Origin of the sequence: Geomonas azotofigens (genome assembly GCF_018919395.1) — a bacterium.
In the GTDB taxonomy this organism is placed as follows: domain Bacteria; phylum Desulfobacterota; class Desulfuromonadia; order Geobacterales; family Geobacteraceae; genus Geomonas; species Geomonas azotofigens.
On sequence record NZ_JAHLME010000005.1, the window covers coordinates 13,582 to 39,761 of the forward strand.

The 26,180-nt window shown below is 60.3% G+C and carries 26 protein-coding genes and 1 riboswitch; of the genes, 11 read left to right on the top strand and 15 right to left on the bottom strand.

The window, feature by feature from the left end; all coding sequences use genetic code 11:
- Positions 1–333: a type II toxin-antitoxin system RelE family toxin gene (locus KOL99_RS16305; RefSeq protein ID WP_216511531.1), complete on the top strand. Its 333-nt coding sequence runs from the start codon at positions 1–3 to the stop codon at positions 331–333.
- 31 nt (positions 334–364) lie between these two features.
- Here the strand turns inward: KOL99_RS16305 and KOL99_RS16310 are convergent, their stop codons facing one another.
- The 5 genes from KOL99_RS16310 to KOL99_RS16330 form a co-directional block, all read right to left on the bottom strand.
- On the bottom strand, positions 365–1,138 hold the full coding sequence (locus tag KOL99_RS16310; protein WP_216511532.1) for a class I SAM-dependent methyltransferase: 774 nt from the start codon (positions 1,136–1,138) through the stop codon (positions 365–367).
- 63 nt (positions 1,139–1,201) lie between these two features.
- A complete protein-coding gene (locus KOL99_RS16315) occupies positions 1,202–1,984 on the bottom strand; it encodes an enoyl-CoA hydratase-related protein (protein WP_216511533.1) in 783 nt (260 codons plus the stop codon).
- A gap of 353 nt (positions 1,985–2,337) precedes the next feature.
- On the bottom strand, positions 2,338–2,910 hold the full coding sequence (locus KOL99_RS16320; protein WP_216511534.1) for an LPP20 family lipoprotein: 573 nt from the start codon (positions 2,908–2,910) through the stop codon (positions 2,338–2,340).
- A gap of 63 nt (positions 2,911–2,973) precedes the next feature.
- On the bottom strand, positions 2,974–4,011 hold the full coding sequence (locus KOL99_RS16325; RefSeq protein ID WP_216511535.1) for a hypothetical protein: 1,038 nt from the start codon (positions 4,009–4,011) through the stop codon (positions 2,974–2,976).
- Between the two features lie 46 nt (positions 4,012–4,057).
- Entirely contained in the window at positions 4,058–5,077 is a 1,020-nt protein-coding gene (locus tag KOL99_RS16330; protein WP_216511536.1) for an LPP20 family lipoprotein, read from the bottom strand.
- A 118-nt stretch (positions 5,078–5,195) separates the two neighbouring features.
- Positions 5,196–5,270, bottom strand: a riboswitch (cyclic di-GMP riboswitch).
- A gap of 460 nt (positions 5,271–5,730) precedes the next feature.
- Between KOL99_RS16330 and KOL99_RS16335 the strand changes: the two genes are divergently transcribed.
- The gene (locus KOL99_RS16335) at positions 5,731–6,690 is read left to right on the top strand and encodes an SGNH/GDSL hydrolase family protein (protein ID WP_216511537.1); all 960 of its coding nucleotides are present in this window, start codon (positions 5,731–5,733) and stop codon (positions 6,688–6,690) included.
- Positions 6,691–7,625: 935 nt separating this feature from the next.
- On the opposite strand, the gene KOL99_RS16340 is transcribed toward KOL99_RS16335, so the two are convergent.
- Entirely contained in the window at positions 7,626–8,279 is a 654-nt protein-coding gene (locus KOL99_RS16340; RefSeq protein ID WP_216511538.1) for a fibronectin type III domain-containing protein, read from the bottom strand.
- 160 nt (positions 8,280–8,439) lie between these two features.
- Positions 8,440–9,078 (bottom strand): NADPH-dependent F420 reductase, encoded by a 639-nt coding sequence (locus KOL99_RS16345; RefSeq protein ID WP_216511539.1) that lies wholly within the window; start codon positions 9,076–9,078, stop codon positions 8,440–8,442.
- Positions 9,079–9,296: 218 nt separating this feature from the next.
- Here KOL99_RS16345 and KOL99_RS16350 point away from each other — a divergent pair, with 218 nt between their 5' ends.
- The gene (locus tag KOL99_RS16350) at positions 9,297–9,554 is read left to right on the top strand and encodes a hypothetical protein (protein ID WP_216511540.1); all 258 of its coding nucleotides are present in this window, start codon (positions 9,297–9,299) and stop codon (positions 9,552–9,554) included.
- Positions 9,555–9,601: 47 nt separating this feature from the next.
- The gene (locus tag KOL99_RS16355) at positions 9,602–10,510 is read left to right on the top strand and encodes an AEC family transporter (RefSeq protein ID WP_216511541.1); all 909 of its coding nucleotides are present in this window, start codon (positions 9,602–9,604) and stop codon (positions 10,508–10,510) included.
- A 20-nt stretch (positions 10,511–10,530) separates the two neighbouring features.
- Here the strand turns inward: KOL99_RS16355 and KOL99_RS16360 are convergent, their stop codons facing one another.
- From KOL99_RS16360 to KOL99_RS16375, 4 genes are all read right to left on the bottom strand, one after another.
- Positions 10,531–11,565 carry a DUF5684 domain-containing protein gene (locus tag KOL99_RS16360; protein ID WP_216511542.1) on the bottom strand — a complete coding sequence of 345 codons (1,035 nt, stop codon included), beginning with the start codon at positions 11,563–11,565 and terminating at the stop codon, positions 10,531–10,533.
- Positions 11,566–11,617: 52 nt separating this feature from the next.
- A complete protein-coding gene (locus KOL99_RS16365; RefSeq protein WP_216511543.1) occupies positions 11,618–12,649 on the bottom strand; it encodes a M48 family metallopeptidase in 1,032 nt (343 codons plus the stop codon).
- The gene (locus tag KOL99_RS16370; RefSeq protein WP_216511544.1) at positions 12,646–13,863 is read right to left on the bottom strand and encodes a DUF898 family protein; all 1,218 of its coding nucleotides are present in this window, start codon (positions 13,861–13,863) and stop codon (positions 12,646–12,648) included. The genes KOL99_RS16365 and KOL99_RS16370 overlap by 4 nt, the downstream gene beginning before the upstream one ends.
- 236 nt (positions 13,864–14,099) lie before the next feature.
- A complete protein-coding gene (locus KOL99_RS16375; protein WP_216511545.1) occupies positions 14,100–14,933 on the bottom strand; it encodes a hypothetical protein in 834 nt (277 codons plus the stop codon).
- Positions 14,934–15,397: 464 nt separating this feature from the next.
- Between KOL99_RS16375 and KOL99_RS16380 the strand changes: the two genes are divergently transcribed.
- The 6 genes from KOL99_RS16380 (at position 15,398) to KOL99_RS16405 (ending at position 22,642) form a co-directional block, all read left to right on the top strand.
- Positions 15,398–15,628, top strand: coding sequence for a hypothetical protein (locus tag KOL99_RS16380; protein ID WP_216511546.1), 231 nt, complete (start codon positions 15,398–15,400; stop codon positions 15,626–15,628).
- A 109-nt stretch (positions 15,629–15,737) separates the two neighbouring features.
- On the top strand, positions 15,738–16,856 hold the full coding sequence (locus KOL99_RS16385; RefSeq protein WP_216511547.1) for a glycosyltransferase family 61 protein: 1,119 nt from the start codon (positions 15,738–15,740) through the stop codon (positions 16,854–16,856).
- Between the two features lie 233 nt (positions 16,857–17,089).
- The gene (locus tag KOL99_RS16390) at positions 17,090–17,536 is read left to right on the top strand and encodes a hypothetical protein (RefSeq protein WP_216511548.1); all 447 of its coding nucleotides are present in this window, start codon (positions 17,090–17,092) and stop codon (positions 17,534–17,536) included.
- Between the two features lie 478 nt (positions 17,537–18,014).
- On the top strand, positions 18,015–20,117 hold the full coding sequence (locus KOL99_RS16395; protein WP_216511549.1) for a methyl-accepting chemotaxis protein: 2,103 nt from the start codon (positions 18,015–18,017) through the stop codon (positions 20,115–20,117).
- A gap of 101 nt (positions 20,118–20,218) precedes the next feature.
- On the top strand, positions 20,219–20,533 hold the full coding sequence (locus KOL99_RS16400; RefSeq protein ID WP_216511550.1) for a hypothetical protein: 315 nt from the start codon (positions 20,219–20,221) through the stop codon (positions 20,531–20,533).
- A gap of 384 nt (positions 20,534–20,917) precedes the next feature.
- Positions 20,918–22,642, top strand: coding sequence for an amidohydrolase family protein (locus KOL99_RS16405; protein WP_216511551.1), 1,725 nt, complete (start codon positions 20,918–20,920; stop codon positions 22,640–22,642).
- Positions 22,643–22,907: 265 nt separating this feature from the next.
- Here KOL99_RS16405 and KOL99_RS16410 read toward each other — a convergent pair whose 3' ends face one another.
- Complete coding sequence (locus KOL99_RS16410; RefSeq protein WP_216511552.1) at positions 22,908–23,435, bottom strand: DUF4337 domain-containing protein; 528 nt, start codon at positions 23,433–23,435, stop codon at positions 22,908–22,910.
- 42 nt (positions 23,436–23,477) lie between these two features.
- Entirely contained in the window at positions 23,478–24,524 is a 1,047-nt protein-coding gene (locus KOL99_RS16415; RefSeq protein WP_268898953.1) for a DMT family transporter, read from the bottom strand.
- Positions 24,525–24,960: 436 nt separating this feature from the next.
- On the opposite strand from KOL99_RS16415, the gene KOL99_RS16420 reads away from it, so the two are divergent.
- Positions 24,961–25,440 (top strand): ferritin-like domain-containing protein, encoded by a 480-nt coding sequence (locus KOL99_RS16420; protein WP_216511554.1) that lies wholly within the window; start codon positions 24,961–24,963, stop codon positions 25,438–25,440.
- A gap of 175 nt (positions 25,441–25,615) precedes the next feature.
- Here KOL99_RS16420 and KOL99_RS16425 read toward each other — a convergent pair whose 3' ends face one another.
- Positions 25,616–25,918: a hypothetical protein gene (locus tag KOL99_RS16425; protein ID WP_216511555.1), complete on the bottom strand. Its 303-nt coding sequence runs from the start codon at positions 25,916–25,918 to the stop codon at positions 25,616–25,618.
- Positions 25,919–25,939: 21 nt separating this feature from the next.
- Positions 25,940–26,128, bottom strand: a complete 189-nt coding sequence (locus KOL99_RS16430; RefSeq protein ID WP_216511556.1) for a ferredoxin — start codon at positions 26,126–26,128, stop codon at positions 25,940–25,942.
- Between the last annotated feature and the right edge of the window lie 52 nt (positions 26,129–26,180).

The following is a 26,180-nucleotide window of genomic DNA, read 5'->3' on the forward strand; positions in this document are numbered from 1 at the left end:
ATGACTCCATTTACCTATTTCGCTACTCCCAATTTCAAAACAAGAATAGCCAAGATCGAGAAGCACGACCCGCCGGGGTATGAGCGGATCCAGTCGGTCATAGAACGGCTTCTTCATAACCCCGGCGACGCTGACGGCTGGATGCATGGGGAACACCACGGCCGACTGAAAAAGTACGTCGGCCGCAGGGATTACCGCCTTATCTACCACTGGTGCGAACAGTGCCGCAAAGAAGGGCACAAGCTGGAACAATGCGGGTTCTGTTCTGAAGTCACCGACAACAGCGTGATCTTCTTCGACATCTACCACAAGAACGAGGCCAACAGGCTCTGAAATCCGTGGCAGTCCCCCCGCGCCTTCGCTTTCACCTCTTCCTGCCCGCATACACCACGATCGGCACGGTGTAAACGACCTTGCCGGCTTCCCGGCGGGCGTTGATGCCCAACCTGTCGACGCCAACATCGGCGGTCACCAGTTCCCGGATCACCTGGTCATCTCCGGGCTTGGGAAAAGAGGCCTTTATCTGCGCCTCCAGCTCGATATCGACGCCATAGGCGCTCCGGCGGCAGTCTACAAGGCCTGAGCGCTGGAACAGCGCCTCGAACTCTTCAACGGTCAAGGCATGGGTGTGGGAAGGGTCGCGGATCAGCTCCAAATGGTCATAGGCGGCCGATTTCGCCGGCGGCATGGCGACGTCGGCCACCATGACCACGCCGCCGGGCCGGCACACCCGGATCATCTCCGCCAACGCCTCCCTCGGCTCCAGGAGGTGGTGAAAGCTGTAACGGGTGATGACCAGGGAGAAGGAATCGTCCAGGTAAGCCAGCGGGACGGCATTGCCGACGTCCCAGGAGAGATTCGCCAGCCGCTGCTCGCCTTGGCGCCGCCTTGCCTGCTCGATCATGGCCGGCGTGATGTCGATTCCCCGGACATGCCTGGCATGTTTCGCGAACTCGCAGGTGACCATCCCCGGGCCGCAGGCCACGTCCAGGACTTCATCCTCTGCGCCGACTCCGGACACTTCCAGCAGGATCTGCATCGCATCGTGATGCCCCGGCACCTGCGTGAACGGTACCGCCTGCTGGGAGAACTGCTCTATGATCTTCTCCTGGTGCGTCTGCGCCTCGTGGTTCGACATTACCCCCCTCCTGAAATAGCAGTCACAACATGCCATGATCCCGCGCAAATCGAATAGACGGGATCAGCGGTCCTGGAAAACCGGCGCCCTCTTCTCCAGGAAAGCGCTCATACCCTCTTTCTGGTCTGCGGTGGCGAAGCTGTAGCCGAAGAGCTCCGCCTCGTAGGCGCAGGCACGGACAAGATCCATCTCCAGGCCGTTTACCACCGCCTCCTTGCACAGCTTGGTGGCGACCCGTCCCTTGGCCGCGATCTTCGCCGCCAGCTTGTGCGCCTCGCCCAACAGTTCCTGCTGTGACACCACCCGGTTCACCAGCCCGATCCGGAAGGCCTCCGCGGCATCGACCATCTCACCGGTGAGGATCATCTCGAGCGCCCTGCCCTTCCCGACCAGCCTGGGGAGCCGCTGCGACCCTCCGAAGCCGGGGAGGATGCCGATGTTGATCTCAGGCTGTCCGAAACGGGCGTTGTCGGAGGCGATGCGGATATCGCAGGCCATGGCCAGTTCGCAGCCGCCCCCCAGGGCATATCCGTTGACCGCGGCGATGAAGGGTTTCGAGGAGCGCTCCATGGCGGCGAAGATGCCATGGGCCTTGAGCGCCAGCTCGCGCGCCTGTGTCGAGGACATGTCCCGCATGAGCCCGATGTCGGCGCCCGCGATGAAGGCCTTGGCGCCCGCCCCCGTAATCACCGCGGCGCGGACCTCCTCGTAGCGGTCTATCTCGGCGACCACCCGCTCCAACTCCTCAAGGGTATCCGGCGTCATGGCGTTCATCGCCGACGGACGGTTCACCGTCACGGTCGCAACATGATCGCTAACTTCCAGCAGCAAGTTCTTCAAGTCCATTCCCCCCTCCTTGCATGACAGGGCTGTTCCCTGTGACAGTCACACTGTGACGAATGAGGATACCTGGAAATCGGAAAGTCACAACCGCCTAAACGCTTACCAAGCCGCACCACGCAATGTGCGCCCGCGCCTTGGCGCACAAAAAAAAGCACCTGACGGTTCTCCCATCAGGTGCTTTCATCTTCAGCAGTTGCTGCAAAACTCACTCGTTGCTCAGGGCTCTTTGAGCCTGATCTGCGCTTTGGTGTTGAGATTCATAGCTATTCTGGTGGGTATGGCTCGGGAGGTTGGCCGCGCATCCACATAATGACAGAAGAACCAGAAAAAAGAGCGATCTCATCAAAACCTCCTGACTATTGATTGAACTCTTTGTCGATATCGGCTTCTAACTCATTAAATGCCTTCTTGGCCTCTTCCTTCTGAAACAGAGCGCGTTCGTTGTTCAAGCTGCTGATGGCCAGTTGCTTGGTTATATCTGCCACGGCTTTAGGATCAAGCGACACCAGGATGTACATGGTGCCATCTTGGCCAAGCCACAGATCTTTCTGTTTCGACCCGTTGAGCGTTTGCTTCGCCAATTGCTGGGAAACTGACGTCGTCACCTTGTCGAAGGTCTGGCTGTCGCCGACGCCGGTCTGCTCGCTAAAGTTCTTAAAGGAGTTTTTCACTTTAACACTGAGAATTCTGGCCAATTCGTCTCTGCCGCCAGCCATCGCCTCATTCCTTTGAAACTGGATCCCCCCGGGGCTTTTCGCTGCTGATCCTACAGCGTTAAGTCCAGCAACAGACCCCGGATCCAACACCCACTGCGGAGCACCTTCGCCGACCGGGTTTGCAACCCCTTTTGCCACGTTGGTCTGCGTGCTGCTGCAGGCAGCCAAAAGGGCGAGGGCCAGGAGGGTAAAGATAATCTTCATTTTTAGCATAGCTTCTCCTTACATTTGGATTGCCTTCTGGAGAGAGATAGTATATCCCGTAAAAAAAAGCAACTATTTGGCGATGAGGGTGTTCATCACGCTACCAGCGTCCTTCATATATTCGAACGCGCTCTTGGAGTAAACTACTTTCACCTGATCACCAAGTTTCACATCTTTACTTTCTTCTGCCGATACCATTACCCACGAGCTTACCGGTGTGATGTGATTCGTGATGACGCCATCACACAGCTTGCGCGTTTCGGTTTCAGTGGCTCCGGTGAGTTGGTTGACACTTTCGGTGACGGTGAAAATCTCGCACTTATCCCCGGGCTTTGCCCCTTTTTCCTCACCCAGGTTCACCTTGAGGATCGCAGTCGAATCCTTGATCTTTTTGCCGATGACGTAGGCTTGCGGCGCCAACCTGTTTTTGAGCTCGGCTTTTATGGAGTTTACCGCATCACGTCCTGCCCCGCGGACCAGATCATCATCCCTTTCAGCATAATTCTGGCTGGACCGGGTTTCTTCGCTTCTCCCCTTGTTGTCGCTGATCTTGAACACCTGAACGACTTTCATCGAAGGGATTTCGTAAACCTTGATCGTTCCTTCGACGTTGGCAGTATAACGGAAGGAAGGCGCTGTTACCGTAACCCTTCCTTTCTTGTCGACATTGCGTGTGGCTTCGAAGAATTTGTGGGTGAAGGAAGCATTGCTGATGGAGCCGGAAATAGCGTAATCAGCGACAACCGGACCTTCGTACGCCCCGGTCTGGTTCATCTCGGCAAGTTTTATCTCATCCTGCAATTTTTTAGCGACGTTCCTGTCCACGATTTCAACGGTTTTACTTTCTGTTAACACCGCCTCCAGTGCGCCGGCAAGGGACACCCCCAGGTCAGCTTCTTCCGCTACAAAGTTGCCATTGTTGGCAAAAGGAAAGACAACCACCTTGGACTTACCACGCTCGAGGGCTTCAGCGGTCGGAGCGAACTTCGACTTCTGAAGATTGGTCGGTTGGAACTCGTCCAGCGACTTTATCTGGTGAGATGCACACCCCATTGAGACGAAGAAAGACAGGACCAACACCGAGCGTACACTTTTTTGCAGAAATGACATAATTCCCCCTTTATGATGTGTGCTTCCTGAAGCAGGAACCCTGAAGTTAACGTGAAGCTTTCTCTATGCCCAACACAGCCCAGATACCGCGTTCGGCGATCTTCTTGTCGAGATTGATAGCCGCCGCTTGGTAAGCTTCGTTGAAGCTAATTGCCGAAGACCCCTTCGACTCAATTTTCGCTACAGCTACAGTGTTATCAGAGGTGGACTTCACTTCGAAGTCGGTGTTGAATTTCACAACCTTGGCCCCGTAAAGTTCGAGTTTTTTAAGGCTGGAACGGATGTTCAAAGTGACAAGATTCTTATTGTTAGGGTCATAGGTGGGGACAACTACAATGGCAGCATTGTTTAGGTGCTTGGTTACAACGGCGACTAGTTCCGAGGAGTCCTGGCCATAATCGAGGTACACCTGGAGTTTGGAGGAAGTACCCTTTATCTCGGCTGACAACTTGTTGAATTTGAGATAGTAGCTGTCCACGTCGAAAGCTGGCGACAGGGTGTGTATGATTCCCAACAGTGGGTACGTCTCGGCTATCTTGGAAGTAATTTCCCTGTACAGCGCCACCTTCTCCATGATGCTCTTCTCGGCGCCCAATTCATAAGTACTCTTGATAAAACGGTCCGCATTCTGCAGGTCCTGAATTTTTTCGGACACAAATTTATGTTTATCAACTGACACGAGCACGAAAACATCTTTACCCTCAATGGAGTTTTTGATGATTTCGTAATTGTTGAATTTGATTTTTTCTACCGTTGTTGTGATGTTGTTACTGAGGTTCTTATCATAGCTCTGGATACTGTTGTGAGAAGACACCGTTTCGGTTTTCTCGAAGGTCGAACCAACCGTGACACTGAGCTTGGAAGCTATTTGATTCAGGGCTTCATTCGTGGCATCTTCAATGGTGGCACCATGTCCGGAACCGTACAAATATGCTGCGTCGTTATTAGGAGGAGAAAGGAACCATTTAGGAACCGAGTTCGACAGCACGACAGGACAGAACAGCAAAATGGTTATTCCACACAAGGCGAAAATCCTGGCAACTCTCAAGCAGCTTTTTGGAAACAAAGTCCCCCCCTACCCGTACTTTTTTAAAATCCTCACTGTGCGCGCGCACGAAAAAAGCGCCCCTCTCACCGAAATGAGAAAAAGGGCGCTTTAAATGCAAGGCATCCACGTGTTGCTCTTCGGTAACCGGCAATCCATTAAGGACCCTAGGGTTTTGCGTCACCAGATCGCTCTGGCTTTGCTCTTATCGGTGCGTATGAGATTGTAGTCCGGTACTCTTGTTGATCCTCACAGAGATGTCAAGAAAAATAGCTTATTTTCAAAAATAAAATCTAAATAGCCACAGATAATGTTTATAAACACATGTGATATAGAGGGGTATCTAGCTGCCACCTATAAACAGACCAGCGCACCAGCAATATATCGATTGCCCATGAAGTTAAAGACCAAATTTATTAAATGGGTCTCTTATTTATACCTCTGGCGGTTAGTTGTCAAGAGGACAATTGACAACAAACCGCCACATCCCTTGCAAGAAGTGAAGGCGTTCCTCTGTCCTCCAAACAGGTCGAATGGAGGGCGGGACGGCTTGAAGAAACGACGGAAAGTCTTACACTTGTTGTCAATACACCTGCGGGAAGGAGGGGTAAAAAGGGGCGCAGGAGTTGACCCTTGGTTGTTTCACTTTGCAGTGACTATCAAAGGAGGATTTCATGGCCATGTTTCTAGAGAAGAGGCGGACGATCGTGGGGCTTCTGCTGGCCCTCGTGCTCATGGTGCCGATAGCGGCCTCGGCGCAGACGTCCTTCGACCGCATCGTGGTGTTCGGCGACAGCCTTTCGGACCCGGGTAACGCCTTCGTTTTCCTGGGGACGGCGAACACTCCGCCCTACCAGTTCCTGGACCAGCTCCTCGTCCCCGAGATGCCTTACGCGCGCGGCGGCCACCACTTTAGCAACGGCGCCACCTGGGTGGAACAGCTCGCGCGGCACTACTCGCTTTCAGGTAACACCCGTCCCGCGTTTAGGGAATTTGGTGTCGAAGCCACCAATTACGCCATCGGCGGCGCCAGGGCGCATGACAAGGCTGGCGAGGCGACCATCACCTTCGAGGTCACCACGTTCCTCAACGTCTTCGGCGGTCAGGCCCCGCCCAACGCGCTCTACGTGGTGGAATTCGGCAGCAACGACATCAGGGACGCGCTCGAAGCACAGGACCCCGCCATCGTGGAACAGGCGGTCGCGTACCTGCAGGCGAATATCACCGCTCTTTACAACGCCGGGGCCAGGAAATTCCTGGTATGCGACGCGCCGGACCTCTCGCTCACGCCGGCGCTTCTCGCAACCGACATAGCCATGCCGGGAGCCGGGGCCGCCGCGCACCAGTTGTCCCAGTACTACAATTATCTCCTCGACTACCTGCTGACGTCGATGTCCGCCCAGCTCCCCGACCTCCAGGTCGTGCGGGTCGGCTTTTTCGACAAGCTCGCGGAACTGGTCGCGGATCCCGCCGCGTTCGGCCTGAGCGTCGTCAACGCCCCCTGCCTGACGCCCGGCTCGCCTCCCTACGTCTGTAGCAAGCCCGACACCTTCATCTTCTGGGACGGCATGCATCCCACAGAGAAGGTACACGGTGTCATAGCACAACAGGCGCTCACCGAGTTGGCGAAGTAAGCTGAAAAAAAACCGGAGCCTCCGGCGACAGGAGCTCCGGTTTTTAGCTTGCCAGCGGCTACTGGGACGGCATCCATCCCACTTCTCGAACGGCAAATGCATGCCGCGCTCAGCAAAATACATTTCGTGAAGGGCAAACGTTTTACGGTGCGCGAAGTTCGCTTGATCTTCTCAAAGATGCCTTCGTTTCTCGGAGAAAGCTTCAGCTTGGCGACGGATGCGTTCCGTTTCTCGCAGAAAGCTTCCGCCGTGTGACGGAACATTCGATTTCCCAAAGAACGCTTCCGCCGGGAGACGGAAGTGTTCCGTTTCGCGGAGAAAACTTCCGCCGTGTGACGGAGCATTCGATTTCCCAAAGAACGCTTCCGCCGGGAGACGGAAGCGTTCCGTTTCGCGGAGAAAGTTTCCGCTGAGCAACGGAGCATTCGATTTCTCTGAGGAAGCTTCCGCCGGGCGACGGAAGCGTTCCGTTTCCCAGAGGAAGCTTCCGCTTGGCAACGGAGCATTCGATTTTTCAGAGAAAGTTTCCGCCGGGCGACGGAGCGTTCGATTTCGCGGAGGAAGCTTCCGCTGAGCGACGGAAGCGTTCCGCTTCTCGGGGAAAGCTTCCACCGGGCGACGGAGCAATCGATTTCTCAGAGAACGGTTCCGTTGGGCGACCGATGCCTTCCGTTTTTCGGAGAAAGCTTCCGCTGCGCGACGGAGTATTCGATTCCTCAGAGGAAGCTTCCGTTGGAGCGACGGAAGCCTTCGGTTTCCGCCTGAACGGATTGCCGAGTACTCGAAGCGTGCGGGTTTTTAGGCGGCACAATGGGTAGGCGGCGAATTGTGCTTGAGGTTGTCGTCCAGCAAATGGATTGAGAGAAAGATGACTGCGGGACCTGGCCCCTGGAATCCAGAGGCCAGGCAGTTGACGGGGGAGTACTTCTCATACTTCATGTAACGATGATTCCGACTGGTTCACTCCAAGGGCCGGTTTGGTTGTGGCCGATGCCCCTGATTCTGAAGTGGTACCACGACGCCCTTTCCAGATTACCGATGACAACTCGCACCTTCTTCAGAAAGCTGTAATCAACATAGGATTCGTCCCCCTGCGGATGCCCCTTACAAATCCGCAACTGGTAGGAACCGGCCGCAAGGTCTTTATCCCACGTCAGGGTGATCTCGCCAATCTCCGGCCCATTTTTAGCTCTAATAACCAAAGCGGCGGCGGAAACCGGTCTATCGTACACCCTCTTCAGCTTTCCCTTGAGCTGATAGCCGTTGTTATGAAGCCATGTTTCATCTTTTTCTTGTTTCGCCCTGAGTACCAGATAGCTCGCGTTGATGTTCACATCCTCCAACGCGGCCGCGACAGCGGCATCCACCTCCTCGGTATGATCGAGATTCAAGGCCGCGGCTCTCTCCAGCGCCCTTGAGATCGCCTCCTTGTGAGCCTTGAAGTGGGGAGACCACGGGACCCAGTCGTCCTTAATGCAGCTGATCTTGACATGCGCCGCCTGCAAAGTTGCAGCGTCATCAAGCCATATGATCAGTGTCGGTGGATCCATTTCCTCATGGTTCATTTCGAATTTATCTGGGACGCTCACGCCTTTTCCTCCTTGATTATTGGTTTTTTCCAATATTACCGACAACACAGTGACGGTCAAGCGGGAAAATGCGGTGTCTCAGGACTAGGGGCGGGGGGGCAAGACCGGGGGAGGCGGCGGTAACGACCAAGGCCTTCCCCGGCTGCTGCCTGGGCGGGATCTACTCTATACTCAACTTCGCCTTGATTTCCGATGCGGAGGCGCTGGTCGCGTACACCGACGTACCGACGTCGAAGAGCTTCGAAGCGGTCAGCCCGCCCACCACGACCGGGTCCAGCCCGACGCTCCGGGCCAGTTCGACCGCGACTGCCACCGCTTCCTGATCGTCACCGGCGATCGGGATGCCGATGGTGTCGCCATTCTTGTTCACGGTCTGCTTGAGATCTTCAAAGTAGACCGAGTTGAACGCCCGCACGATCCTCGCTCCGGGAAGCAGGCGCGCCACCACGCTACCCATCCCTCCGGGATCCTGCCTCGCCTCAACCGCCATAGCCCCGTCCCGCTCGGGGTACGGGTTGGAGGTGTCGATGACGATCTTACCGTGCAAAGCCTGCCTGGTTTCGCTGTCCAGTTCCCGGTAGGCCTTGAGCGGCACGGAGAGCAGCACCACGTCGCCGAAGGTGATCGCTTCGGCAACGCTACCGGCACGGGCCGTGGGGCCGGCCGTCCGCACCAAGTCCCCCAGGCTCTCGGGATGCCTGGAACTGAAGCATACTTCGTAGCCCGCCTTGGCCAACATGATCCCCAAATTACCACCGATGTTGCCCGATCCGACGATGCCTATTCTCGTTATCTTCATGTTCGGGTCCTCCTTTTCCGCTGATTCCGGTCCCTCCTTCCTTGACGGCATCCCCCCTTCCCAAGAGTATACTCCCTGGCGGCATCCCCCTTCCAGGGATTAGCACGCCAGCATACGGCGGCGCGAGCGGGGCCCGGTGCGTTGTTTTTCTTGTGGCGGCACCGCGCCTGTGTTACAGCAAAGGCTTGAGGATCGTCTTCGTCACCGGAGGAGGCACCGTGGCAAACGTGAAACGCAGCATCTTGGGGAACATCGCTGATATGGTCATCGACATCGATCCCTACCCTAAAGGGTTCGAGGTGTACGGACATGACAAGCTCGGGAGAAAGGTGGTGTTCGCGCGGCGCACCCTGCTCGATCCTATCATCGAGGACGGCGCCCGGGTGGCGCAGAGTCTCGCGGACTTCGCGAAGAAAACGGTGACCCTGCGGGTCCATTCGGAAAAAAGGGAGGAGTTTTTCCCCAAACCGGCGTGACGCGGCGCCGCCGCTAACGCCCGCCTGGGCGGGAGAAACTGGCTGTAATGGAAAACTTCGTCTTGATCGGGGTGTTCGTCCTCCTGGGGATGCTCTTTCGCCGCCTTGAGGCCTTCCCCAAGGACTCGGCGCAGACCCTCAACATGTTCGCCCTCTACGTGTCCTTGCCGGCGCTGATACTCCTTAAGGTGCCGCAGATCGTGTTCTCCCGGGAGATCGTCACCGCCGCGGTGGTGCCCTGGGGCATGCTGCTCCTCTCAGTGGCGTCCGTCCTCGGCGCGGCGCGCCTTTGGCGCTGGGACCGCGCCACGGTGGGCGTACTGCTCCTGGTCGTGCCCCTGGGGAACACCTCGTTTCTCGGGGTACCGATGATCCAGGCCTTCTTCGGTGCCGCCGGCCTCCCCTACCTCATCATCTACGACCAGTTGGGTACGATGATCATCATGGTGACCTACGGCTCCTTCATCCTCGCCCTCTACGGTAAGGACGGTTCGGTGAGGCTCTCGGCCATGGTCCGCAAGATGCTCTTCTTTCCGCCGAGCATCGCCCTGATGGTGGGACTTGTGGCGCGCGGCTGGCCCTACCCCGAGAAATTCGCGCAGGTGCTGCACAACATCTCCCTGACCCTGGTGCCGGTGGTGATGACCGCGATCGGCATGCAGATGCGGCTGCGGCTGCCGCGCAGGGTGATCGGGCCGCTGAGCTTCGGGCTGGCCATGAAACTGCTGCTCGCCCCTCTGGCGGCCCTGGCGGTCTGCCGCCTGGCCGGGCTCACCGGCATGGTGATCGACGTCTCGGTCCTGGAGGCGGCCATGCCCCCCATGGTGACCGCCGGTGCCCTGGCCGTGGTCGCCGGGATGGAGGCGGATCTCGCCGTGGCCATGATCGGCATCGGCATCATCCTCTCCTTCGGCACCCTCCCCGCCATCTACTGGCTGACGCGCATGTTGCCCTGATGGCCCCGTCCCGAAACCGGTTATCCCTGCGGGGGCTCCTCGGAGAAGGTGAAATCCAGTTCGTCCTCCCGGACCTCGCCGTACCGTGAGCCGCCGAAAGCAAGTATCGGGAAGAAGACCATAGGGAGAAACACCAGACCGACGCCAAAAACCGGGCTTCGCTGGAACTTCTCCGCCAGCGCGAGCATCGCCAGCAGGTGGATAGCCAGGCCCACCACCGGGATGAAGACCAGCAGACACCACCAACCGGGCTTACCCGAGATCTGCATCAGCACGTAGTAGTTGTAAATGGGGATGATGCTCTTCACGCCCGACTGGCCCGCCTTGCCGAAGACGACCCACAGGGCAACGACGACCAGCAGGCCGCTCACCACCATCATGAGGAAGTACTTGAACCAGGCGGGTTCGGGCCTGGGCCCCTTGGCCGGCGCGGCGGCGCCACCTCCAGCCTCCTTTTGCCGTTGCGCAAGGCCCTTCTGCGCTTCGACGGCCTTCTTCATCAGATCGGGATCACCTTTTTTTATCGCCTCCGCCATCATCTCCACGTTCTCTTTGCTGCGGCGTTCGACCTCCTCCCTGCTCAAGGGGGAAGTTGTGGGCGCGGCGGCCTCCGGCGCGGGGTCGGGCTGCGCGGCCGGTGCCGGTGCCGGCGCAACGACACGGGCCGGGGGAGCCGGCGTTGCCGCGCTCCTGGCCACGGCAGCGGCTGGTACCGGCGCTGTCCCCTGCGCCGGCTTCACGCCCTGGACTGCCGGCGCAGGCGCCGCGCTCTCCACAGCGACGTGCGCCTTGGCGACGGCAGGCTTGCTGCGCCGGGAAACGCGGGCGGCCTTGCGCTTTGCCCGCTCCATGCTCTTTTGGAGGTTGATCTCGCCGGGGGCAAACTCAAGGAGCACGTCGCGGTTCACCTTGACCACGACCAGACCGTTGCGTCTCCAGAAGGATTCGCAATCGAGGACGCTGCCGTCCCGAAAGAAGACCTGCTTGGCGAAAGAAACTCCCGCCAGCCCTAGCCATACGGCCAGCACCAGACTGCCGATGCGCACCCCCTTCATATGTCCCTCCTTCAGCTAAAACGCTGCATTGGTCCGGAGTCACCCGGTTTTCCTACTGGGCGGCCAGCACCCTTCGCACCCTCTCCAGCATGGCCGGGTGGTCGTCGAACAGTTCCCCCATGCGGGGAGCGTCCTTGCGGTCCTGGTAATGATCGGCCTCGAGCCGCGCCAGGATCTCGGCATAGCGCCGTACCGGGATCCCCTGCCGCTTCAAGTAGCGGACGGCGGCGGCATCGGCCTCCCACTCGAAGTCGCGGGAGTACTTGGCATCTATGAGAGCCGTGGGAACCGTGGCGGCGAGCGAGCCGGCCGAAACGATGTCTCCGGTCAGGGTGGCGACCACGAGGACGGTCACTGAATTCTGCAGCAGATGGCGCAACGCGTGCCTGCGCTCCAGGTGGCCGATCTCGTGTGCCAGCACGCCGGCCAGTTCGTCTTCACTCTCAGCCAGTTCCACCATCCGGTCGGTGACGATGACGATCCCGGAGGGAAGTGCGAAGGCGTTGGCCCCGATCTCCTTCGAGGAGCGGAACTCCAGGCGCCAGCGTTGGCGCTGGGGCTCCCCCGCGATCATGGCGCGGAAGCGGCGGGTCAGTTCCTCCCTGCGTTGCCGGGACAGCGCGCTCGGCCGCATGATGACCTTGTCCAGGACCTGCAGGGTCTCCCGCCCGATCAGCTCCTCGGTTCGGGGAGGGAGGATGAAAGCGACCTTGAGCGCCAGGACGGGAACAAGGTAGCGCAGGAAACCGAAGACGATGGCAAGCAGCAGCGCCAGCGCGGCCAAGGCCCGCCCCAGGCTCTTCTCCCAGCGGTGTACGCCCAGTAGCGCTCCCCCCCTCCCCTGCCTGCGCAGCAGTTCCTCAACGAGCCGGTGCGCGTCGGTTTCGGCGCTGGCGCCATCGGGAAAGTGCAGCCTGCGCTTCATCCTCCCCAGGGGCGGGTCGACGCCGACCTCCGCCAGGGGGTAGACCGAATCGATCCCTCCGCCCGAAACCTCGAGTGAGGCATCGACTACGCGCAGCGTCACCTCGCGTCCCCGCGAGGTGCGGCCGTCGTACCATGTCGCCGTGCAGGAAGCGCTCATAGCCCCAGGTCAAACCCCAGCATATCCCCCAGTTCCTCGGGCGCGGCGCCGACCTGGGTCTCGTGCGAGGCGAAGATGGCATCGAAGCTCCCCGCTCCCGCAGCGCTCAGACGCTCCAGGCGATAGCGCAGCAGGCGCACGGTGGCCCAGGGCGCCAGCAGTCCCAGGCTGCAGGCGACCACGACGGCGTTGGAGAAGTAGATCCAGAGCAAATCCCGCGTCCTGAGCGTCGAGGTGAACCTGTGATCGCCCAGGCTCGTGGAACTCCAGGTCAGATTGGTGAGGGCGGTTCGGACATAGAGGGCGGCGCAGATATAGATGACGAAGAAGAGTGCTGCCGGCAGCGCCATGGTGAGAGCGCTGGGCTTGAGCATGATGGCAGCGACGAGCGCCGCCAAGGCCAACGGGAACAGGACCACCAAGGGCAGGAAGATCCGGAAGTACTGCCCCGGGGTGGCGTGGAAGCGAAAGGGAGTGGTGCCGTAGCGGCTGTTCTCGACCAGGAACCGCCTCTGACGGTAATAGATGTATGGAACGAGAACCCCCATGGTCAGCGGGAGGAGCAACTGCCACCAGAGGAAGACCCGGTAGGCCTCGCGGTAGTCGGGGTTGAAACCGAAACGTATGTTGCGGTGCGAGCTGTTCCTCATGTTGAAGATCCGTGACCGAACCACCACCCAGGGACAGACTCCCATGAAGAAAATCATGAGCAGCGCGGAGACCATCGGGCTGACGCGCGAGGCGAAGGAATAGAGGGTGAAGAACAGACCGGCCACAAGCCATCCCTTTAGGATTGCCCAGGGGTCGCCGAGGAAATCGAAGGGGACCCCGTCGAGCAGGGTGTTGCCGTAGAAGTAGCGCCGTTTGCGGATCTTGGCCCAAGGGGAATAAAAGCCCAGGGTGACGATGCGCAAGAGCGTATTGACGATCCAGATGCCGAAGTATTCCCTGGCGTTGCCGGTGAACTCGAAACGGGCCGTGCGGCGGCGCGCTCCCGGCAGGCCCAGCGGCGAGGCCTGCGGTGCGGCGCCAGCCGCGGCGGCAGGGGCCACCTCGTCACCGCCGGGCACGGCAACCGATTCATCGGGCTGGAAAGGGAACAAGGACTTGCAGACGGGACAGGTGACCGTGGTACCGGGCCGGGGTATGACGGCGACCTCGACCTGCTTGGAGAAGTGGCAAACGGGGCAGGTCAGGAAGATGACAGCGGACAAGATTCCTCCTTGCTACGGACTCGGGAATACCCGATAAGGCGGTCGCAGCATACCACGGCGGCTTAGCGGTTATCAATTTAATTTTACAAATACTCCGGATTTGCCCGAGGTGACGGGGCTGACCAAAGGTGACCGGCGGGAGGACCGGCGGGCTTTGGACGGCACTATGGGAGAGAAAGGACAAAAGAGGGGACACCGCCCGCTCCCGGATGGGGGCGGGCGGTGCTTTACGGCAGTTAGAACAGGTAGTAAAGGGAGAGACCGGCGCGGAAGCCGTCGGCGGAGCCGACGCGGACCGCGTCATCCTTGCTCCTGTAATCGGTGGCCACCACGTAGGCGACGCTGGGCAGCAGGTAGAAGTTGTGTGCCATCTGGAGGTAGCTGGAAACCTCGAAGGTGAAGTCCTCGTTGGCGGTGACGTCGCGGGTGGCGGTGTTGAAATTCGCATCCACCTTGGCGTCGATGGTCACGGTGTGGTTAAGCTCCTTCTCGAAGCCCAGCGAGATGGTGTGGGTGTCGTACTCATCATGGTTTCTGATGGTGGCACGGTAGATGGCGTAGGGGGTGTTGTGGTGCCCGAGGTTGGCGCTCGCCGCGATGAAGGGGATCAGGTCGGTGGTGCCGGTTCCCGCCTGGCTGTCGCCCGCGGTATCGAATTTCACGCCCAGGCCCGCCACGACGGTGTACGGTGCTTCCTCACCGCCGACCAGACGGTATTTCGCCTGGAGCGCCAGGTCGCCGAAGCCGTCACGCCTCTCTTGTTCCGGATCGAGCCCGTTCATCTGGAGCTTGTCCCGCTCGCTGAAAACGTAGGGAATGGACGCGGACACTTCGAGGCCGTGGCCGAGACCGACGCCCACGGAATAGAGCGACTCGGTGGCGTTGAGGGTGCGCTTCCCGGATTCTCCCAGGATGGTGACGTCGCCTTTGCTGTGCGAATACTCGAACAGTGCCTGTGCCTCGACCTGCTTCTGGTCGAGAACGTCGGTTACCAGCAGTTTGTGTTCCGCGTGCGCGGTGGCCGTTGTCATGAGTATCCCGCCCAGTACTGCCAAAACCATCTTCTTCATGTAACCAGTCTCCTCCTGCATTGAAATGATCCACCGACACCTGCATCAAGGGAAATCTCACTGAGCGCAGGGTGAAGGGGAAAAATATTTTAATACAACAGATCGCCTTCCATTACAACCGTAAACGAGGCGGCAAATGTTGCAGCCTGCAGATAACCCATCAAAACTATTGTCAATATCGAGCAGGCCGTCCTGCCCCGCCTCCGTTTCAGCGGCTTAGGCACCGCCAGCGCCCCGTCCCGGTCGTCGCTCGAAACCAATGCCGCCAGTGTAATCGGATGCGATTACCGTTTTAAAGCAATCAGGACGAGCATTCCTCCCAGTCCACCACTTGCTCCTGCCGCCGCAGAAAAGTCTGGGCACCGCGATGATTGACAAATTTGTCGTAAAATAATACATTGTTCTAGCTCTTCACGAGAAATCCAGGGAGGACCTCCCGAAGTAGTCTGTAAAGGAGTAGGACAATGGGTCTGGCAAAACAGTGCAAATTTTTCGGCCACATCATCACCATCGACAAGGCGCTGTCCGTAAGAGACGGAGCGACGCCGGAAAACCGGCACTCGCTTCTCTTCGAGTGCGATAAATGCGGCAAGCCGGTGCGCCCGCGCGCAGCCGGTGACAAACACGTCGCGCACTTCGTGCACGTCAAGGAAAACCCGGAGTGCCTCTACACGGAGCCGCCGAGGGAGTACTAGGCCGGCACCACGCGCGCGGCGAAGACGCGGAGTGCCCGCCAAAGCCAAAACCGGCACCGGTTTCCCATGCAACTGGAAAGAAAACGGCTCCTGTGTTAGGATCGCCCGCATGACGGGCTTAAGCGAAACCGCCGCCAAACGGCGCAAACAACTGCTGCGTTTCATCTCGACCGACCTGCTCGGGCCGATCGTGGGGAAGATGCCCAAGTCCTGCATCGAGTCCCTGGAAAAGGCCTCCTTCTACACCGACATCAGCGCGCACATCCTGGACATCGTCCCGGTGACCGAGGCGTGCATCGTCAAGCACGCGGTTGCCGCCAAACTCCCCCCCTTCATACGGACCGAGGCCGTCTTCGCCAAGCGCAACCTCTACCTGCTGCGCAACGCCACCGTCTCGCCCCACTCCGGCATGGTCTGGATCGGGAAGAGGATCCTCGAAGAGAGCGTGGGCTCGCTGCGCCGCATCATGGACTGGGGCGACGTGCTGCACGAGCCCCTGCTCCCCGCGGCGGAGTTGCGGGTCAACGAGCCGGTGGTGGTCTGCCATCCCGCCACCTATTACCACTGGCTCCTCGAGGTCCTGCCCAACGTCCTCTTCGCGGTCGCCCAATTCCCCGACGTCAGGATCGTGCTGCCGGAAAACCCGCCCCGCTACGTCCTGGACGGGCTGGCGACGGCGCTCGGCCCGGAGGGGGGGCGCAACGTCATCTTCAGCTCCACCCCGGTCCGGGTCGAGAGACTGGTCGTGCCGCAGTACCATACCCAGCCGGAATTCACGCCCCCCCAGGTGCTGGAACTTTTGAGATCGGCGGTGAAGGCAAAGGTGGTGCCGCGCAGAGCGGGGAACCTCGAACGGCGAACCGGCTCGAAGATCTACATCTCGAGGAGGAAAAGCAGGCGGCGCCTGGGGGGAGAGGCCGAACTCGAGCGGATACTGCGGGAGATGGGGTTCACGGTGCTGCACTGCGAGGAACTCTCTTTCGCCGACCAGGTCCGCGTCTTTCACGATGCGGAGATCGTGGTCGGCAGCCACGGCGCCGGTCTGAGCAACCTGGTCTGGTCCGAGCCCCCCTGCCGGGTGGTCGAAATCTTCCCCAAAAACTACATCCTGGACTGTTTCGCCTGGCTCAGTTTCAGCGGCGGCTTCGATTACCGCTATGTCATCTGCGACACGGGCCACAAGATCGACCAAGGCGCCATGGATGCCGTCATCGAAGCCGTGCGGTGAACACGGCACGCTCACTCACATCCCCTCAAGAAGTAACGCAGAAACCTTGACTTAGTGCCATAGAGGCATAGGCTTATGACAGGGGTCTGTGCTACTTGGTCCTCCTTTTTATTGCCCCTCGGAAAGGCTCTGCTCCACTGATACAGATCTCCCATACTCTGAGCTAAAGGGGACACAGCCCGGGCAGGGCCCGACGCCCTTTTGCAGCACCACAAGGAAGAGGAGGGACGGCCATGGGGTCTACAGGGAGAGTAGCGTCGTTGGCGTGCGCGGCGATCATGTCGGTCGCCGTGATCGGCGGCTGCGCCGCCGGACTGACCGGAACGCAGCAGGCCGAATTGCAGGGGTACCGCAACAAGGGGCTGTCCATCGAGGAAAAGAACCCGTCCACCGCGGCATGGTTCGGGATCCTGCCGGGAGGAGGCTCCTTTTACACCAGGAACTACGGCTTCGGCATCGCGAACCTGCTTTTGTGGCCCTTCTCCGTGCTCTGGGACCCGGTCAGCGGCTACAACGGCGCCGAGGCGCTCAACTACAGTACCACCGTGAGCGTGGTCGAGAAGAAGCGGAACGCGGAACTGCATGACCTGGATACCAGGTTCAGCCTCGGAGCCATGACTAAGGAAGAGTACCTGACGCAGAAGGCGGCTTGCGAGAAGCGTTACTCGCCCGACCTCTAGCGGTGTGACGCGCCACTCAATGCAGATGCCTTTGGCTCCCGCGCCGGGGGCATCTGCGCGTCAGGCGCCTGATCTTCAGACTGCCAGCCTTATCTTTCCCCGGCATTTCCCGCCGCATGCCACGCCGGCTTTCCCTTCCGTTGCTTTTTCCGCCTTGAATCCCGCCTCGCGAAGTAAAGTTCATCTACCTCGACTTGAAGTTGTTGCAACCACCAGCGTTATTTCACACAATACCGTATACACTTTACTGTTTACGAAAAACTTGATGCAGGTCTTTTTTTCGGCTATAAACGCCCGGCGGAAAATGTAATACTAAATTTGCCAGTCAAATCTTGCATTTAAACCAATTAACACTTTTTACGAATCACAAAGGTAGTGTCAGCTGCGGGTAATTCGACCCAATAAGCATACGAGCATAATATTAATCAGTACTTGACGGTGTTGGAAAGTATCAGTACCGGGCGAATAAGGATAAGGTGTGAAAGCAAGCATCGTAAAAAAGATCACGGCACTGATCATCATCATTGTCATCACGGCGGTGACCGTGACGACGTACATATCGCTTGCGCAGATGCGGCAGGAGATGGTGCGCGTGGCGACGGCGTCGCAGGAGAGCAGGATCAACACTTTTGGGGAGCTCTTGAGGCAAAAAGGCGAACTAAGGATCGTCGATAACCGCCTCATGGCCGGCGACTACGTCATCAACGGCAACAACGAGCTTCCCGACAAGGTGGCGAAGATCTGCGGCGGCACGGCGACCATATTCATGAACGATGAACGGGTCGCCACCAACGTCATCAAGGAGGACGGCACCAGGGCGGTCGGAACCAAGCTGCAGGGGCCGGCCTTCGACGCCGTGTTCCGCAAGGGGGAGCCGTACCGTGGTGTGGCTCCCATCCTCAACATCCCCTACTTCACCGCGTACGACCCCATCCTGGATGCGGGCGGGCACGTCATCGGCGCGCTCTACGTGGGGGTGAAGACCGCCGACTTCCTGCAGTCCTTCGAGCAGACGAGGGCCGTCGTCATATCTCTCGCCATAGGCTTCACCCTTTTGGCCAGCGGTCTTGCCGCCTGGTTCACGAAGATGCTGCTCGCTCCCCTGGGCAAGGCCGTGGCCATCACCGAGGCCGTGGCCGAAGGGGACCTCACCGTTGCCATACCGGCCGGCGGTCGCGACGAGGCCGGCAAACTGCTCGGTTCGCTGAAGACGATGGTCGCGGGGCTGTGCGGCATGATCAGCAGGGTCACCGGCTCGACCACGGCGCTCCAGGAGATCTCCGGGCGTCTGGCGGCGGAAGCGGTACACGCCGTGGCGGCGGCCAGGCACCAGCAGGACAAGGTGATGGAGACCTCGGCCTACGTGCGGACCATAGCGGACAAGGCGGAGGAGATCCAAAATGGGACCCAACGGTTGGCGCAGGCGGCCGCGGAATCGTCCTCGGCCATCCTGGAGATGACCGCCAGCACGGACGAGGTCGCCATGAACGCCGAAAAACTGACCAACCTGGTGGCGGAGGTGACGGCGGCGATGATGCAGAGTGCCGCCGCCACGGGTGAAATCGGCGAGCATACCAAGTCCCTGGTCGCCTCGTCACTCTCCACCGCCTCCTCCATCCTGGAGATGGAGGCGGCCACCAACAGCGTGAAGGGTAACGCGCTCTTGACGGCCGAGGTGGCCCAGGGGGTCGAGGAGGATGCGCTGAAAGGGGTGGAGGCGATGCGCGCCATGCGCCAGGGGATGAGCGACATCCGCGCCTCGTCGGGCGTCACCAACCAGGTCATCGCGACCCTCACCTCCAGGACCCACGAGATCGGAGCTATCTCCTCGGTGATCGACGACATCGCCAAGAGGACCTCGCTGCTCGCCCTCAACGCGAGCATCATCGCGGCGCAGGCGGGGGCACACGGCAAGCCGTTCGGTGTGGTCGCCGAGGAGATCAAGATGCTCGCCTCGAGCACCGCCAACTCCACCAACGAGATCGCCGCGCTGATCGCTGCGGTGCAGTTGGAGACCGAGCACGCGGTGAAGGCGATCAAGGAGGCCGACCAGCGCATCGTGGCGGGAGAGGAGCTGAGCTCGCGCTCCAGCGCGGCTCTCGAGAAGATCGTGAGCGGCGTATCCAGCGCCAGGAGCCATGTAAGCGGCATCGCCCTGGCCACGGCCGAGCAGGCCAAGGGGACCAGCCTGATCCGCGAGGCCATGGACCGGATCACCCAGATGACGGAGAAGATCGAAAAGGCGATCAGGGAACAGGCGGGGGCCAAGGAGGCGATCATGTTCGCGGCCGAGGAGATGAGGGAGCTGGCGACGCAGTTCCACTCCGCCACCCGGGAGCAGAGCAAGGTAGGTCGCTCCATTTCCGATTCCATCCTCGACGTGAGCGAGATGTCCCGGAAGATAGAGACGGCGTGCGCGGTGCAGGCCAAGGAGAACCAGCAGATAGCGGCGGCCGTGACCGAAATCCACTCCGACGCCGACCGCTGCCTGCAGGCGGCGGCCCAGTTGGAGTCAGGCGCCAGCGACCTCACCAGGCAGGTCGAGGTGCTGCAGCAGGGCGCCGGCGCCTTCAGGCTCTAGGGGCGCGGCATCGGCCTCTAAAAATCAAAACCTCAAGGGGGAAGGAGTAAGGGCTGGCGAGCAAGAGAAGGCGCCGGCCCTTTTTGCGTCCGGTGGACACGGTGGACACGGTGGACATGGTGGACATGGTGGACATGGTGGACATGGTGGACATGGTGGACATGGTGGACATGGTGGACATGGTGGACATGGTGGACATGGTGGACATGGTGGACATGGTGGACATGGTGGACATGGTGGGCATGGTGGACATGGTGGACATGGTGGACACGGTGGACATGGTGGACATGGTGGACATGGTCGTGGAGGGCACCAGGAGGGGATTCCAGATGCATTTGTTGTCGGTCGCTCCCAGCAGGAACCCGTCCGAGCCCACCGATCTCGTGTCGATGCAGTCACCAAGGCGGACGTTGTAGAGCATCACCTCACCGCAGTTTTTCACGAGGAACTTGTACACCACCTTGGTGTCACCGTAGAAGGCGGTCGGCACTTTGACCGTCGATGCGGGCATGTTGTTGCTCCCCGGAACCGAGGTCGTCAGGGTGCCGTCGGAGGGGGTGGCGGGGCCAATAGGCAGCGAGTGCCAAGGGATCAAAAGCTGATGGGGCGGTGGGAAACAACGGCCGGCAGGGGAGCGACCGCTCAAGCGTGCGGAGGCACCCCCGCTGCGCGCTGCACGCGCCCGGGGATGTGGTATCCTCTTTGCTGCTTTAAGGCGTTGACATCACGGTCAAAGCGTCATAGATTCGCCTCCGACCGCGGCGCAGCCGGCCGCCCACACCACATCGAAAGAGACCCAGATGAAGCTTGCAATAAAACCCGCCACAGGGCTCGCGGTGCTCCTCGCGGCGCTTTCTCTCGGAGCGCCGGCCGACTTTGCCGCGGCGGCGCTGTTCGGCGCAGCCCCCTCCCTCGCGGCCGACACCCATGCCGCCGCCTCCGCAACGGTCAGCGCGCCGAAGATCTGCGCCCAGCCCAACGACGCGGTGAGGGAGTACGCCGCGGTGATCGAGCGGACCAGGAAGGAGCAGCCGGAACTCGCCGAGGCGCTGCGCGTCTTCCCCAAGGGGGCCGATCTCCACAACCACCTCTCCGGCTCCATCCCACCCGAGAAGTACCTGACCCTTGGGGGCGCGGACGGCGCCTGCTACGGCCCGGACGGCGGCGCGGACAGCTACACCCTCAACGGGGGAACATCCTCCGGCGGCTGCGGCGCAGGCTTCAGCCCCATCTCCGGGGCTTCCGCGGCGGAGCGGGAAAGGATCATGGAGTCCCTCTCCATGTACCGGTTCGGCTATCCGGACACCCAGCAGGGACACGACCACTTCTTCGCCACGTTCGCCAGGTTTCGGGCCGTCTCCGACAACGCCTGCAACACGGCGCCCATGCTCGCCGAGGTGCTGAGACAGTCCAGCCAGGACGGGGTGTCGCACCTGGAGACCATGCTCTCCTTCCAGTCCTCCGCGGTGAACGCGCTGGCGAGGCAGCTGCGGCAGAAGTTCCCGGAGGAGGCGGCCTACCGGGACGAGCGCCGCTTTCCCGCGCTGAGGGATTTCCTCGTCGACGCGGGGCTCAACGACACGGTGGCCGCGGCCCGCACCGAGATCGCGCAGTACGTCAACAAGACCCGGACGCTGCTCAAGTGCGACAGCCCCGACGCCGAGCCTGCCTGCGGCGTCTCCTACGCCTTCCTGGCGACGGTGAACCGCACCTCCGCCCAAGGGGACGGCAGTCCGGACCTCGCCAAGGTCTTCACCCAGGCCGCCTTTTCCATGCTGCTCTCCTCCTCGGAGGGGCGCGTGGTCGGGGTGAACCTCCTGAGCAAGGAGGACACGGCGGTATCCCTGGCGGCATTCCAGGACCAGATGCGGATCTTCGGCTACTTCCACGAGGCCTTTCCCAAGGTGAACATCGCCCTGCACGCCGGCGAGCTCACCCCCTGTTTCGTAGGCGCCGGCAACCCGGCACTCAAGGAGCACCTGACCGGCACGCTCAAGGCGGGGGCGAAGCGGATCGGCCACGCGGTCTCGTTCGCGTTCCTAAAGCAGGCGGAGCAATCGGAGGTGGCCGACCTGATCAGGCGCAGCGACGCCCTGGTGGAGATCATGTTCACCAGCAACGCGCAGATCCTCGGCATCACCGGGATAAAGCACCCGTTCCAGCAGTACCGCGCCTATGGGGTCCCGGTCGCTTTCGCGAGCGACGACGAGGGGGTGTCCCACGCGAACCTCACCGACGAGTGGATCTACGCTTACCAGAACTACCGGCTGACCCGGGACGAGCTACAGTACCTCGGGCGCAACAGCCTGCAGTACAGCTTCATTCCAGGGGCGCCGCTGTGGGCTGACGTGGCCAAAGGGAAGACCGTTAACGCCTGCGCCGGGGACAGCCCCGGTTCGGCCACCATGTCAAAGGGGTGCGGCAGGTTTCTGAAGGAGAGCGCCAGGGCGACGGCGCAGTGGGAGTACGAGGCGCGGCTCAAGGAGTACTGGCGCGGGTACGGAAAGTATTTCGGGAAGAGGTAGGGCAACAGGCGAGGCAAATCCCGCCTGTCCCCCCTTCGCAAAGGGGGGGGACGCTTGGGCACGGGCCGCGCTTCGTGGCCAAAGACATCGCCACGTGCACCCCTTGAAAAAGCGGGCAAGGGGGACTCCCGCTGTTGGCTGGTATTCCACAGTCAGGGCGACGCTTGGCGGCGAGGTATTCATCGCTTACGTGCTTCGATGAACATAAAAAAGGGGACGCAGCGCGGGCTGCGTCCCCTTTCTTCGTTTGAGCTGGACGCCCGGGTTACATGAAGAGGAGGAACCCGTTGGCGAACTGGACCAGCCCGCAGATGCCGACGGCGAGGCCGGCGACCCAGATCGCCTTCTTCTTCAATAACGCGGCGATCGAGGAGAGCAGGATGGCGATCTGCAGGAAGATCACCGCGAGCCCGAAGGGGCGGCCATGGCGCTGCGCGTCATCCCTGTCCTTCTCGAGCTTCTTGGCTTCATCCTGGATCTTGGCCTTCTCCTGGTCGTACTTGGCGATCTTGCCTTTAAGCGCCTGGACCCTGGCCTCCAGGGCGGCGCCTACCTGCTTCCCGCCGGTTCTCAGGAGCTCGCGCTCCAACTGCCCCTGCTCCATCTCGGCCAGGGATTGCTTGATGCTCTTGGCCTGGTAAAAGGCCCACTGGTCGGAGGCCTGGTTCTGCGCCAGGACCGACCTCGTGGAGAAGCCGCCCCCCTTGAAGGTGGCCAGCGTGGCGCAGACGGCGAGGACCACGGTGGTGAGTGCGAGATAGTTGAGCCAGGGCTCCTTTTTTTCTTCTGCCATTGTCAAACCTCCTGCTGGTAACGGTAGTTATGACACCGGCGGCTAGTGCTCGTGCCGGTGGTGCTGGTCGGGCCAATGAACGTGGGAATGGGTGACCGGCCGGTGCACGTGAAAATGGTCGTGCGGCTCCGTCCCCTCCCCTTCCAGGTGCTCGTGTTCGTGATGGTCGTCGTGACGGTGCAGGTGGGCATGGGAGAGTTCCTCGTGGCTGTGACGATGGCCGTGGACCTCCACGTAGAGGAGCAGGATGCCGGCCAGCATCAGCGCGGTGGCGATCCAGTAGGGAGCGGGTGGGCGCTCGCCCAATAGCGCCACCGAGAGCAGCGTCCCGAAAAAGGGGCCTACCGCGAAGAAAGTCGCGGTCCGGGCGGCGCCGATCTGGCGCAGGGCTTCCACGAACAGAACAAGGCTGAGACCGTAGCTCAGGGCGCCTACGGCGAGCGCCCCGGCGATCTGCCCCGGCGACGCGCCCCCCGCGGTGAACAAAAGAGCCAGGACGATGGAGAAAAGCCCCGCCGCGAGCCCTTTCACCGAGGCGAGCACCGTCGAGGAAATCTCGTCCACGTCCCGGGTCAGGTTGTTGTCGATGCCCCAGAAGACGCAGGCGACCACCACCAGAAGTCCGGACAGCGAGAAGGAGAGCCCTCCTTGAGCCCTCAGCACCACGAGGCCGGCCCCCACCAGGATGAGCACCTTCCCGGACCAGACGTAGGGACCGATGTACTCCCGGAACACCAGCCAGGCGATCAGTGTAGTGGCCACCGTCTCCAGGTTGAGGAGCAGGGAGACCTCGGAGGCGGTGCCGTACTTGATGCCGAAGGCGAGGCAAAGGGGAGCGACGATGCCGCCGGAGATGACGGCGCCGACCAGCTTCCACCTGTGCCCGGGAGAAAGCAGGCGCAACTCCGCGCGGGAGCTCTTCCCCTGGACCAGGAGCAGCGCCTGCAGGCCAAGGCCCGAGCCGAGGTAGAGCAGTCCGGCGAGCAGGGCCGGCGACATGTCCCCGATGAGCATCTTGCAAAAGACCGGGGACACGCCGAAAAGCGCCGCGGAAAGCATGGCGAAAAGTTGTCCGGTGAAGACAGGCAGGCGGCACCTCCGCGAGAGTCATCCCATTGATGGGAGAAGAACAATAACCGAATCCGGCAGATTTTTCCAGAGCGTAAACAGGCCCCAAAAGGCTCAACGCGAAGGCGCCACGGCGCCACGGCGCGAAGACGCGACGACCGAAAAGCGATGAACGCATTGAATGTGCGTTGCCGTACTTCTTGGCGACTCCGCGTCTTCGCGTTCAAGCCGTTTTTGTAACGCAAAGGCGCGCAGACAGCGGAAACAACGGATACAGTAAAAACATGAAAGGGGAAACGTTTCTGTTTCTCTTTGTGCCTTTGGCGGCTCCGCGTCTAGCGTTGAAGGTGTTGAGAGAATGCTAAGTATCTTTTGCGATCGGCATTTTGTTATAATTTAAGCATCGGCACGAGAGGTGCCTGTGACTCACGCTTTGCCTGACAGCAAGGGGGACACCATGAACGTTTTCGATTGCGCCATAAAGATAGAGGAAGAAACCAAGGCATACTATGAGGGACTGGAGGCCGAAGCTATGGAGCCGGAGATGAAGACGCTCTTCTCCATGCTTGCCGCGTCCGAAGAGGAACATCAAAGGAGACTGAGAAGACTCAGAAAGAGGATGCAGGGAGCCACACTGGAAGGACTGAACGGCAACCTGTGCAGGTTCAGACCGCTGCTCAGCCAGAAAGAGCTGCTGGAGGAAACCGATCGGGACCCGAACCTGTACCGGTTCGCGGTGGGCAACGACGAGCAGGACATCCGCTTCTATGAGGAACTGGCCTCGGCGGCGACGGACGAGATGACCCGCAAGGGTCTGCTCTTGCTGGCCGAGGAGGAACGCCGCCACCTGCAAAAAGTCACCAACATCTACTCCTTCGTGGAAGATCCGAAAACCTTCCTGGCCTGGAGCGAGTTCAGCAACATGAAGGAGCTCTAGCGCCGCATCCGCAGCGGGAAACGAAGAAGCCCGCCGGCAACGGCGGGCTTCTTCGTTTCAGACAGGAATCAAAACCATTGGCCACGGAAAACTATCTGAGGAAATCTGAGACGTCAAAAACAGAAGAAGGGGTAGCGGCGTTTGCTTCCACGTTTTTCGTCCTTCTCCGAAGTCCTCAGATTTTCTCCAAGGCCAATGGTTTTGGCTCACTGCTCTCCGCCCTGGCGGGATCGTAGGCGCTGTCGGGGTCGCACTCCGGACGGAGGTAGCGCTCCAGTTCGTCGTACAGGCGATCGGAGGTCAGCTTGATCGCCATCACGGTGTCCATCTCCTCAACGATCCCCTGCTTCAGGTAGCTTACCAGCAGCCGGTCCACCAGCCCCTTCAACTGCTGGGACATGCAGTAGACCTCCTTCAGCATGACGTAGTTGCTCTCGGAAAGCTCCCGCAACCTCTCGTCGTTCATTTCGGAACTCATCGCCCCTCCCCGGCGCCGACTTCAGCGCCAACTGATACAGTTGACCGGGCAGCTGTCAATGGCCTGTTGGATCTTCTCGCTGTCTCCGCCCCCCTGCCCCTGCACCTCCGAGACCCCGTCCCCGTTCAGACGGAACACCTCGGGCAGAATGCTCACGCAGAGCCCGCACCCTATGCAGACTCGTTGGTCGACGTACACCTGGCTCGGCATCTGTAGTCCCTCCCGATCGAAGTCGAACTGGTAAAAGATACACGATGGCCGC